Raw genomic sequence first — 11,537 nt, 5'->3', positions numbered from 1 at the left:
CATCTGCTGTCCTCTGCTTTTAAGGCCTCTTGCATGTCCGATCCTCGCTACCAGATCGACGTCAGCGTCGTCACCCGCTTCCTGGCGGACCAATCGCAACCTGAACAGAACCGCTTCGCCTTTGCCTACACCATCACGGTGAAGAACAACGGGCTGGTACCGGCCAAGTTGCTGTCACGCCACTGGGTGATCACCGACGGTGACGGCCAGGTCGAAGAAGTGCGCGGCGCAGGCGTGGTCGGCCAGCAGCCGCTGATCGACAGCGGCGCCAGCCACACCTACAGCAGCGGCACGGTGATGACCTCCAAGGTCGGCACCATGCAAGGCTCGTATCAAATGAAGGCCACCGACGGCCAACTGTTCGACGCCATCATCGCGCCGTTCCGTCTTGCCGTGCCGGGAGCCCTGCACTGATGACGACGTATGCGGTCGGCGACCTGCAAGGTTGCCTGGAGCCGCTCAAGTGCCTGCTTGAGCGCGTAGCCTTCGATACGGCAAGTGACCGCCTGTGGTTGGTCGGTGACCTGGTCAATCGCGGCCCGCAGTCCCTGGAGACGCTGCGCTACTTATATAGCCTGCGCGATTCCCTGGTGTGCGTATTGGGCAACCACGACCTGCACCTGCTGGCGGCCGGCAACAACATCGAGCGCCTGAAAAAGGGCGATACCTTGCGGGAAATCCTCGAAGCGCCCGATCGCGCCGCGTTGCTCGACTGGTTGCGCCGCCAGAAAATCATGCATTACGACGAAGGCCGTAACGTGGCCCTGGTCCATGCAGGCATCCCGCCCCAATGGTCATTGAAGAAAGCACTCAAGTGCGCCGCTGAAGTCGAGAGCGCCCTGGCCGATGACAATCTGTACACCGCCTACCTCGACGGGATGTACGGCAACGAGCCGGTGAAGTGGGACAACGAACTGACCGGCGTCGCACGCCTGCGAGTTATCACCAACTACTTCACGCGCATGCGCTTCTGCACCGCCGAGGGCAAGCTGGACCTCAAGAGCAAGGAAGGCGCCGACACCGCGCTTCCCGGCTATAAGCCTTGGTTCGCCCACAAAGAACGCAAGACCCGTGACACCAGGATCATTTTCGGTCACTGGGCTGCACTTGAAGGCAAGTGCGATGAGCCTGGCGTATTCGCCCTCGACACCGGTTGCGTGTGGGGCGGCGCCATGACGCTGATGAACGTCGACACCGGCGAGCGTTATAGCTGCCAGTGCGAATCCCCCCCGCCCGTTACATTGCCGGCTACCGCCAGGCCCTAGGAGCCATCCATGAGCGAATTCAAACGTATCCCTCCCGAACAAGCCCAGGCCCTGCGCGAGCAAGGTGCCGTGGTGGTCGATATCCGCGACCAGCCGACCTACAACGCCGCGCACATCACCGGTGCCAGGCACCTGGACAACGTCAACATCGCCGACTTCATCCGCGCCGCAGACCTTGACGCACCGGTAATCGTGGCCTGCTACCACGGCAACTCCAGCCAGAGCGCGGCGGCCTACCTGATCAGCCAGGGCTTCTCCGACGTCTACAGCCTGGACGGCGGCTTTGAGCTGTGGCGTACGACCTATCCTGCGGAAATTTCCTCGGGCGATTCGCAATAATTTTTTTCACACCCCGCTACCCCGCGTGACGCTTGGGCTTGCGCCGTTTCTGACGAACGGCGCAGCCAAACTAATTGCGCATCGCGCCTTGACCTCTCCGATTCCGAACTATCCTTAAGCGCAGGCCATCCGAATCAGGGGAGAGCCGGTACACCGGCGTGCGGGTCATCGGTAGCGTTTCAGGGTGTTCTGGGGGGAAAACAGCCATTGGCGTCTGCCAATGTCTGCCAGCATCGACTGATTGATCCGGCGTCGGCTCCACGTATCGAGCGAGGTGACGACGTCATGAGTATTTTTAGCCACTTCAAAAACCGCTTCGAATCCACACAGCAGGAAGAACTCACGCTGCAAGAGTATCTCGAGCTGTGCAAACAGGATCGCAGCACCTATGCGTCTGCCGCCGAACGTTTGCTGCTGGCGATAGGCGAGCCGCAACTGATAGACACCTCGAACAATTCGCGGCTGTCGCGAATATTCTCCAACAAGGTGATCCGTCGCTACCCGGCCTTTGAAGACTTCCATGGGATGGAAGAATGCATCGACCAGATCGTCTCCTACTTCCGCCATGCCGCCCAAGGCCTGGAAGAGAAGAAACAGATCCTCTACCTGCTCGGCCCCGTCGGCGGCGGCAAGTCGTCCCTGGCCGAGAAGCTCAAACAACTGATCGAGAAGGTGCCCTTCTACGCCATCAAGGGCTCGCCGGTCTTCGAGTCGCCCCTGGGCCTGTTCAACGCCACGGAAGATGGCGCGATCCTCGAAGAAGACTTCGGCATCCCGCGCCGCTACCTCAACACCATCATGTCGCCCTGGGCCACCAAGCGGCTGGCCGAGTTCGGCGGTGACATCAGCCAGTTCCGCGTGGTCAAGCTCTACCCGTCCATCCTCAACCAGATCGGCGTGGCCAAGACCGAACCGGGCGATGAGAACAACCAGGACATCTCGGCCCTCGTGGGTAAGGTCGATATCCGCAAACTCGAGGAATTCCCGCAGAACGACGCCGACGCCTACAGCTATTCCGGCGCACTGTGCCGGGCCAACCAGGGCCTGATGGAGTTCGTGGAGATGTTCAAGGCACCGATCAAGGTGCTGCACCCACTGCTTACCGCCACCCAGGAAGGCAACTACAACAGTACCGAAGGCCTCGGTGCGATTCCGTTTACCGGGATCCTGCTGGCCCACTCCAACGAATCGGAGTGGCACACCTTCCGCAACAACAAGAACAACGAAGCCTTCATCGACCGGATCTATATCGTCAAGGTGCCTTACTGCCTGCGGGTCAGCGATGAAATCAAGATCTACGACAAGCTGCTGTTCAACAGCTCCCTGTCCAAGGCGCATTGCGCACCCGACACCTTGAAGATGCTTGCCCAGTTCACCGTGCTGTCACGCCTCAAGGAGCCGGAAAACTCGAATATTTACTCGAAGATGCGCGTGTACGACGGCGAAAACCTCAAGGACACCGACCCCAAGGCCAAGTCGATACAGGAGTATCGCGACACGGCCGGTGTGGATGAGGGCATGAACGGCCTGTCGACGCGCTTTGCGTTCAAGATCCTGTCCAAGGTCTTCAACTTCGACCCCCACGAAATTGCCGCCAACCCGGTGCACTTGCTCTATGTGCTGGAACAGCAGATCGAACAGGAGCAATTCCAGGCGGAAACCCGCGAACGCTACCTGCGCTTCCTCAAGGAATACCTGGCGCCGCGCTACATCGAGTTCATCGGCAAGGAAATCCAGACTGCGTACCTGGAGTCCTACAGCGAGTACGGCCAGAACATCTTCGACCGCTACGTGCTGTACGCCGACTTCTGGATCCAGGACCAGGAATACCGCGACCCGGAAACCGGCGAGATCCTCAACCGCGTCGCCCTCAACGAGGAACTGGAAAAGATCGAAAAACCCGCCGGCATCAGCAATCCGAAGGATTTCCGCAACGAAATCGTCAACTTCGTGCTGCGCGCCCGCGCCAACAACAATGGCAAGAACCCGACCTGGCTCAGCTACGAGAAGCTGCGGGTGGTCATCGAGAAGAAGATGTTCTCCAACACCGAGGACTTGCTGCCGGTCATCAGCTTCAACGCCAAGGCCAGCAAGGAGGATCAGCAAAAACACAACGACTTCGTCACACGAATGGTCGAGCGCGGCTACACCGACAAACAGGTACGGCTGCTGTCCGAGTGGTACCTGCGGGTGCGCAAATCGCAGTAAGGCAGCGACAGGCGTGCGCTGCCGGGCTTCTGGCCTGGCAGCCGACCGCTTGTCTCTAAGCTTCCAGCTCGCCGCTTGAAGCTTGTAACGTGAAGCTGCCCGGAGGGCTCCCCATGAGCTATGTGATCGACCGACGCCTCAATGGCAAGAACAAGAGCACGGTAAACCGCCAGCGTTTCCTGCGGCGTTACCGTGACCACATCAAAAAGGCCGTCGAAGAGGCCGTCAGTCGCCGCTCCATCACGGACATGGAGCATGGCGAACAAATCAGCATTCCCGGACGGGACATTGACGAACCGGTGCTGCACCACGGCCGGGGCGGTAAACAGACCGTCGTGCACCCCGGCAACAAGGAGTTCACCACCGGCGAGCATATCCAGCGTCCCCAAGGGGGTGGCGGCGGCAAAGGTCCGGGCAAGGCGGGCAACTCCGGCGAAGGCATGGACGAGTTCGTGTTCCAGATCACCCAGGAAGAATTCCTCGAATTCATGTTCGAGGACCTGGAACTGCCCAACCTGGTCAAGCGCAACCTGACCGGTACCGACACCTTCAAGACCGTACGCGCGGGTATCAGCAACGAGGGCAACCCCTCGCGCATCAACATCATCCGCACCCTGCGCTCGGCCCATGCCCGGCGTATCGCACTGTCGGGCAGCAGCCGCGCCAAACTGAAGGAGGCCAAGGAAGAGTTGGCGCGCTTGAAGCGTGAAGAACCGGACAACTTCGGCGATATCCAGCAAATAGAAGCAGAAATCGAGAAACTCAGCGCGCGCATTCACCGCGTGCCGTTCCTCGATACCTTTGACTTGAAATACAACCTGCTGGTCAAGCAACCCAACCCCAGCTCCAAGGCCGTGATGTTCTGCCTGATGGACGTGTCCGGCTCCATGACCCAGGCCACCAAGGACATCGCCAAGCGCTTCTTCATCCTGCTGTATCTGTTCCTCAAGCGGAACTACGACAAGATCGACGTGGTATTTATCCGCCATCACACCAGCGCCCGGGAAGTCGACGAAGAGGAGTTCTTTTACTCACGGGAAACCGGCGGCACCATCGTCTCCAGCGCCTTGAAGCTGATGCAGGAGATCATGGCCGAGCGCTACCCGGCCAATGAGTGGAACATCTACGCCGCGCAAGCCTCGGACGGTGACAACTGGAACGACGATTCGCCCATCTGCCGCGACATCCTGATCAACCAGATCATGCCGTTCGTGCAGTACTACACGTATGTCGAAATTACCCCCCGTGAGCATCAGGCGCTGTGGTTCGAATACGAGCGCATCGGCGAAGCCTTCGCCGACACGTTCGCCCAGCAGCAACTGGTCTCGGCCGGCGATATCTACCCGGTCTTCCGTGAACTCTTCCAGCGCAGGTTAGTGACATGACCGCCAAAAAAGAGCAAAAACGCCAACCCATCTCCACGGGGTCAGAGTGGACCTTCGAACTGATCCAGGCATATGACCGGGAAATCAGCCGTATCGCCGCGGGGTATGCCCTGGACACCTACCCCAACCAGATCGAAGTGATTACCGCCGAACAGATGATGGATGCCTACGCCTCGGTGGGCATGCCGCTGGGCTATCACCATTGGTCCTACGGCAAGCACTTCCTCAGCACCGAAAAGTCCTACACCCGCGGCCAGATGGGCCTGGCCTACGAGATCGTGATCAACTCCGACCCGTGCATCGCCTACCTGATGGAAGAAAACACCATCTGCATGCAGGCACTGGTGGTGGCCCACGCCTGCTACGGGCATAACAGCTTCTTCAAGGGCAACTACCTGTTCCGCACCTGGACCGACGCCAGTTCGATCATCGATTACCTGGTGTTTGCCAAGCAGTACATCATGCAGTGCGAGGAGCGCCACGGCATCGATGCGGTAGAGGACCTGCTCGACTCCTGCCACGCGCTGATGAACTACGGTGTCGACCGCTACAAGCGCCCCTACCCGATTTCCGCCGAGGAAGAACGCCTGCGCCAGAAGGAGCGCGAAGAACACCTGCAGAAGCAGATCAATGACCTGTGGCGCACCATTCCCAAAAAGACAGGAAAAAACAGCGACAAGGATAATGTACGCTTCCCCGCCGAACCTCAGGAAAACATCCTGTACTTCCTGGAAAAACACGCGCCGTTGCTGGAGCCCTGGCAGCGGGAAATCGTGCGTATTGTGCGCAAGATCGCGCAGTATTTTTATCCACAGCGCCAGACCCAGGTGATGAACGAAGGCTGGGCCACGTTCTGGCACTACACACTGATGAATGACCTGTACGACGAAGGCCTGGTCACCGACGGCTTCATGATGGAATTCCTCACCTCCCACACCAGCGTGGTCTTCCAACCCGGCTTCGACAGCCCTTACTACAATGGCATCAACCCTTATGCGCTGGGCTTTGCGATGTACCGCGATATCCGCCGCATGTGCGAGCACCCCACCGAAGAAGACCGCCGCTGGTTCCCGGAAATCGCCGGCAGCGACTGGCTCTCCACCATCAAGTTCGCCATGAGCAGCTTCAAGGACGAGAGTTTTATCCTGCAGTACCTGTCACCTCAGGTGATCCGCGACCTCAAGCTGTTCAGCATCCTCGACGACGACCTCAAGGATGACCTGGTGGTGCCGGCCATCCACGATGAGCCTGGCTATCGCACCATCCGTGAAACCCTGGCGGCGCAGTACAACTTGGGCAACCGCGAGCCCAACGTGCAGATCTACAGTATCGACGTGCGCGGCGACCGCTCGCTGACCCTGCGGCACCAGCAGCACGATCGCAAACCTTTGGGGGAATCCACCGAGGAAGTACTCAAGCACCTGCATCGGCTGTGGGGCTTCGATATTCACCTGGAAACCCTGCAAGGCGATCAGGTGATGAAGACCCACCATGTGCCACCGCGCAGCGATCACAACGACAACGACTACGGTCGCCTGGACCTGGCTGTCGTTCATCTCTGAAACAGCAAAGCCTCCATTGGTCAGGCACAGGCGGTATCCTGTGCCGCTAACGGAGGCTTTTTCATGAAAACCTATAAAGTCGGCGGTGCGGTACGGGATCGCCTCTTGGGCATCCCGGTCACCGATATTGACCGCGTCGTGGTGGGCGCGACTGCCGAAGAGATGCTCGCCAAGGGCTATAAGCCGGTGGGCGCAGACTTCCCAGTGTTCCTCGATCCAACGAACGGCGACGAGTACGCCCTCGCCCGCACCGAACGCAAGAGTGGCCGGGGTTACGGCGGCTTTGTGTTTCACGCGAGCCCCGAAGTGACGCTGGAAGAAGACCTGATCCGTCGCGACCTGACCATCAACGCCATGGCGCAAGACGATGACGGTAACTTGATCGACCCTTATCACGGCCAACGCGATCTTCAAGAGCGCATTCTGCGCCACGTTTCCCCGGCGTTCGCCGAAGACCCCCTGCGCGTACTGCGAGTGGCACGATTTGCTGCACGTTATGCGCCCCTGGGGTTCACCGTCGCGCCGGAAACACTGGAGCTGATGCGCCAACTCAGCGAATCCGGCGAACTGGAAGCCCTGACGCCGGAGCGCAGCTGGAAAGAAATCTCCCGGGCGCTGATGGAAGATCAACCTCAGGTGTTTATTCAGGTGCTGCGTGACTGCCAGGCCCTGAAAACCTTGATGCCCGAAGTCGATGCACTGTTCGGCGTGCCACAACCCGAAGCCCATCACCCGGAAATCGACACCGGCGTGCACACCCTCAGCGTGCTAGAACAAGCCGCCTTGCATCAACAGCCACTGACTGTGCGCTGGGCCTGCATGCTCCACGACCTGGGCAAGGGTACGACGCCTGTGGATAAGTTGCCGCAGCACATCGCCCACGAACACCGGGGCTTGAAGCTGATCAAGGCGGTCAACGAACGCTTCAAGGTGCCGAGGGATTGCCAGGAATTAGCACTGCTGGTGGGCCAATATCACACCCACGGCCATCGCGCTCTGGAGCTGAAGGCCTCGACATTGCTGGAGTTGCTGCAAAGCTTCGACGTGTACCGGCGGCCACAGCGCTTTGAAGAGTTCGTGGTCGCCTGCGAGATGGACGCCCGAGGCCGCAAGGGCCTGGAGCAAAGAAGTTATCCACAGGCGGATTATTTGCGCGGAGCGGCAAAAGCAGCTCGCGAGGTTGCGGTGGCCCCCTTGCTGGAGAAAGGCTTCAAAGGCCCGGAGCTGGGTGAGGCGCTCAAGCGCGAACGGCTCAAGGCACTAAAAACCTACAAGGAACAACACGCCCTCATTTAGGAGTGAGCTTGCTCGCGAAGAACGTCAACGATAACGCAGCGCTCTCCGGTTTTTCGCGAGCAAGCCCGGCTCCTACAGGAGAGCGCCCGGCGTCAGTTGTCGGCCCTGCCATTCAAACGCGACAGGCGCCAGCACTTGGTCGATCTGCGTATCGCGCCACAAATCGGCCAGCGTCTTGCCCACCTCAGGATGCACGCGTTCCGGCGCCATCAGCGACAGCGGCCACAACACAAAGGCGTTTTTCAGGATTTCCGCACGCGGCAAAACCAAACCATCGAAATTGCCCACCAGATCGCCATACAACAACACGTCGATATCCAACGGCAGCCCTTTGCGGTCCGGCGCATAACGACCGTTGTCGGCCTCGATGAATTTCAACCGGCGGTCCAGTTCCATCAACGGCAGATCGGTATACGCCGACACCACCAGATTGAAGAACGGCCCACTCTTGATGCCCACCGGCTGGCTTTCGAACACCGCAGAGCAACGCATATCGGTCAAGAAACTCGCCAGCGCATCCAAGCCGGCGCACAGGTGAGACTCGCGCTCGATATTGCTGCCTAGGCCAAGGTAAACCTGAGTTAGCGACATCCGCGCTCGATCTCCACGCCCACGCCTTTGGCAGCCGGCACGGCACCAGGCTTGGTCAGCTTGAGGTGCAGCCAGGGAATCTGGAATTCATTCATCAACACTTGCGCGAGGCGTTCGGCAAAGGTTTCCACCAGTTGGTACTGGGATTGCTCGGCAAAGGCCTGGATGCGCGCGGACACGCTGGCGTAATCCAGCGCAAGGGTCAGGTCGTCACCGGCCGCGGCCGGGCGGTTGTCCCAGGCAAAGCTCAGGTCCAGGCGCAGGCATTGGCGGATTCCGCGCTCCCAGTCGTAGGCCCCGATGACGGTATCGACTTCCAGGCCTTCGATAAACACTCTGTCCAAGCACTCTTCTCCGCAGCACGACAAGGGCGCGATGCCCCGTTAGAATCAGGGCGTCCTCGCCCGGAATAGTTAGCATGTTTTGGTCACTGGCGATCTTCGCCTACCTGCTCGGCTCGCTGTCCTTCGCCATTTTGCTCAGCCGCCTGACGGGAACCCCCGATCCGCGAATGAGTGGCTCAGGCAATGCCGGCGCCACCAATATGTTGCGCCTGGCCGGCAAGAAACTCGCCGTACTGACGCTACTGGGCGACCTGTGCAAGGGCTTGTTGCCCGTGCTGATCGCCAGCCTCGCCGGCCTGCCCCTGCAACAACAGGCCTGGATCGGCGTCTGCGCGGTCCTGGGCCATCTGTTTCCCCTGTACTTCCGCTTTCGTGGCGGCAAAGGCGTCGCCACGGCGGCCGGCATGTTGCTGGGGATCTACCCACCCGCAGCGTTACTGGCTGTACTCGCCTGGCTGTTGACGTTCTACCTGACCCGCACCAGCTCACTCGCCGCACTGATCGCCACCCCGCTCACCCTGCCGCTACTGGCCTGGCAAGAACCGGCGGCGCTGCTGCCGATGAGCGTGCTGACACTGCTGATCGTCTGGCGCCACCGTGGCAATTTACGCGACCTGTTTGCCGGGCGCGAACGGCATTTTTAAATACCGTCAATTCGGGTTGCGGTGTTACAGCGGCGACAACTGCTCCATCGGCCAGCGCGCCTGCACGCTGATCGCCAAGCTTTCATGCTGCCCGGCCTGCAGGCGCTGGCAACCGGCGTAGGCGATCATCGCGCCGTTGTCGGTGCAGAACTCCGGACGTGCGTAGAACACATCGCCCTTCATATCGCTGAGCATTTTTTCCAGCGAAGTGCGCAAAGCCTTGTTGGCACTGACGCCGCCGGCGATCACCAGGCGCTTCATGCCCGCCTGTTTCAGGGCGCGCTTGCACTTGATGGTCAAAGTCTCCACCACGGCCTGCTGGAACGCCAGCGCGATGTCGCAACGGGCTTGCTCACTGTCGTCCCCGGCGCTGACGCTCTGCTGCCAGGTGTTCAGCGCGGAGGTTTTCAAGCCGCTGAAGCTGAACATCAGGCCTGGGCGATCACACATCGGACGCGGGAAGGTGTAGCGGCCGGCCACGCCTTTTTCAGCGAGGCGTGCGATTTCCGGGCCACCCGGATAATTGAGGCCCATCATCTTCGCGGTCTTGTCGAACGCTTCACCGGCGGCGTCATCCAGGGATTCACCCAGAAGGGTGTATTGGCCGATGCCATCCACCTGAACCAACTGCGTATGGCCGCCCGAAACCAACAAAGCGACGAACGGGAACTGTGGCGGGGTTTTCTCCAGCATCGGAGCCAACAAATGGCCTTCCATATGGTGCACGCCGAGCGCCGGAATGCCCCAGGCAAACGCCAGCGCCTGAGCGCAAGAGGCCCCAACCAGCAGGGCCCCGACCAATCCGGGGCCGGCCGTGTAGGCGATAGCGTCGATCTCGGTCGGCACGCAGCCGGCCTCGTCCAGCACCTGGCGGATCAGGGGCAGCATGCGCTTGACGTGATCACGGCTGGCCAGCTCCGGCACCACGCCGCCATAGGCACGGTGCAGGTCGATCTGGCTGAACAGCGCATCGGCCAGGAGCCCGCGTTCACTGTCGTAAAGTGCGACACCGGTTTCGTCGCAGGAGGTTTCAAGTCCCAGTACTAGCATGGGTTTGCGCCTTGTAGAGGCTGAATTCGAAGGCGCGCATAATAGTCGCCACTCCCCCTCCCGACTAGCGGTTTTCGATCAGAGGCTTTGCATTCCGGGCAATGAGGGGTTAACATCCGCAACCCTTAAAAACCGACGACCTCAGCCGCGAATTTTTTGCGACGAGAACGTTGATCCCGGTAATGAAAGAAGGTAGCTCTGGATGCCAGCCGTCAAAGTTAAAGAGAACGAACCCTTCGACGTAGCTCTGCGTCGTTTCAAGCGCTCCTGCGAAAAAGCCGGTGTACTGGCTGAAGTTCGTAGCCGCGAATTTTACGAGAAGCCAACTTCTGAGCGTAAGCGTAAAGCAGCAGCCGCTGTTAAGCGTCACGCCAAGAAAGTTCAGCGCGAACAGCGCCGCGCCGTTCGTCTGTACTAATACACAGACGTTCGTAGCAAGCTTCTGCCAAGCCCGGCCCTCAGCCGGGCTAATGGCATTTGCGGATATCGCTTGATGCTTCACCGTTGACGCCGCACATGCGACCGAGACAACTGCTTCACACGTCAGGACTGGCTCTTTTGCCAGCGGTGCACGTCTCTTCTGACGAGCCTATCAAGGCTACTGACGAGCACACTCATTCTGTAAACAGCCGACCAACCGTGTCGACTGCGCCCAACGAGGCGTTTCCGAGGCCCGTCACCGGCCAAGACCGGGCGCCGGGGCAACATTTCCACACCGAAGACTGATCAGAAACTAACGTCAGTGAATATTCGGCAGATACACTTCCGTACACCCCATGCAGTCGCTGGATGCTTGAGCACTCGATACGCGCGCTTGAACACCTCACGGGCCCTCATTTACACGCAGTGATGA

General features: G+C 59.8%; 12 protein-coding genes. 9 read left to right on the top strand and 3 right to left on the bottom strand.

The genetic code is table 11. The features are described from left to right. Positions 1-33: 33 nt before the first annotated feature. The 7 genes from apaG (at position 34) to BM110_RS22030 (ending at position 8,055) form a co-directional block, all read left to right on the top strand. Positions 34-414: a Co2+/Mg2+ efflux protein ApaG gene (gene apaG, locus BM110_RS22060; RefSeq protein ID WP_010206973.1), complete on the top strand. Its 381-nt coding sequence runs from the start codon at positions 34-36 to the stop codon at positions 412-414. Continuing rightward, positions 414-1,265, top strand: coding sequence for a symmetrical bis(5'-nucleosyl)-tetraphosphatase (locus BM110_RS22055; RefSeq protein WP_093514172.1), 852 nt, complete (start codon positions 414-416; stop codon positions 1,263-1,265). The genes apaG and BM110_RS22055 overlap by 1 nt, the downstream gene beginning before the upstream one ends. Before the next feature lie 9 nt (positions 1,266-1,274). Beyond that, on the top strand, positions 1,275-1,604 hold the full coding sequence (glpE, locus tag BM110_RS22050) for a thiosulfate sulfurtransferase GlpE (RefSeq protein WP_092242303.1): 330 nt from the start codon (positions 1,275-1,277) through the stop codon (positions 1,602-1,604). Positions 1,605-1,889: 285 nt separating this feature from the next. After that, positions 1,890-3,812, top strand: coding sequence for a PrkA family serine protein kinase (locus tag BM110_RS22045; protein WP_071490239.1), 1,923 nt, complete (start codon positions 1,890-1,892; stop codon positions 3,810-3,812). Between the two features lie 113 nt (positions 3,813-3,925). Next, on the top strand, positions 3,926-5,197 hold the full coding sequence (locus BM110_RS22040; RefSeq protein ID WP_017138057.1) for a YeaH/YhbH family protein: 1,272 nt from the start codon (positions 3,926-3,928) through the stop codon (positions 5,195-5,197). Next, complete coding sequence (locus BM110_RS22035) at positions 5,194-6,759, top strand: SpoVR family protein (RefSeq protein ID WP_092242300.1); 1,566 nt, start codon at positions 5,194-5,196, stop codon at positions 6,757-6,759. Before BM110_RS22040 ends, BM110_RS22035 begins: the two co-directional genes overlap by 4 nt. A 63-nt stretch (positions 6,760-6,822) precedes the next feature. After that, a complete protein-coding gene (locus BM110_RS22030; RefSeq protein ID WP_093514171.1) occupies positions 6,823-8,055 on the top strand; it encodes a multifunctional CCA addition/repair protein in 1,233 nt (410 codons plus the stop codon). 72 nt (positions 8,056-8,127) lie between these two features. Here the strand turns inward: BM110_RS22030 and folK are convergent, their stop codons facing one another. Next, positions 8,128-8,646, bottom strand: coding sequence for a 2-amino-4-hydroxy-6-hydroxymethyldihydropteridine diphosphokinase (folK, locus tag BM110_RS22025; protein ID WP_071490242.1), 519 nt, complete (start codon positions 8,644-8,646; stop codon positions 8,128-8,130). Beyond that, the gene (gene folB, locus BM110_RS22020; protein ID WP_071490243.1) at positions 8,637-8,990 is read right to left on the bottom strand and encodes a dihydroneopterin aldolase; all 354 of its coding nucleotides are present in this window, start codon (positions 8,988-8,990) and stop codon (positions 8,637-8,639) included. The genes folK and folB overlap by 10 nt, the downstream gene beginning before the upstream one ends. Positions 8,991-9,064: 74 nt before the next feature. Between folB and plsY the strand changes: the two genes are divergently transcribed. After that, positions 9,065-9,634: a glycerol-3-phosphate 1-O-acyltransferase PlsY gene (gene plsY / locus BM110_RS22015; RefSeq protein ID WP_092242293.1), complete on the top strand. Its 570-nt coding sequence runs from the start codon at positions 9,065-9,067 to the stop codon at positions 9,632-9,634. Between the two features lie 24 nt (positions 9,635-9,658). Here plsY and tsaD read toward each other — a convergent pair whose 3' ends face one another. After that, the gene (gene tsaD, locus BM110_RS22010; protein ID WP_092242291.1) at positions 9,659-10,684 is read right to left on the bottom strand and encodes a tRNA (adenosine(37)-N6)-threonylcarbamoyltransferase complex transferase subunit TsaD; all 1,026 of its coding nucleotides are present in this window, start codon (positions 10,682-10,684) and stop codon (positions 9,659-9,661) included. Between the two features lie 202 nt (positions 10,685-10,886). Here tsaD and rpsU point away from each other — a divergent pair, with 202 nt between their 5' ends. Continuing rightward, entirely contained in the window at positions 10,887-11,102 is a 216-nt protein-coding gene (gene rpsU, locus BM110_RS22005; RefSeq protein ID WP_002551877.1) for a 30S ribosomal protein S21, read from the top strand. Positions 11,103-11,537: the final 435 nt, after the last annotated feature.

Origin of the sequence: Pseudomonas sp. NFPP28 (assembly GCF_900115535.1) — a bacterium.
Classification (GTDB): Bacteria; Pseudomonadota; Gammaproteobacteria; order Pseudomonadales; family Pseudomonadaceae; genus Aquipseudomonas; species Aquipseudomonas extremorientalis.
Note: the sequence above shows the minus strand (reverse complement) of the source record. Positions and strands in the feature narration are given on the sequence as shown.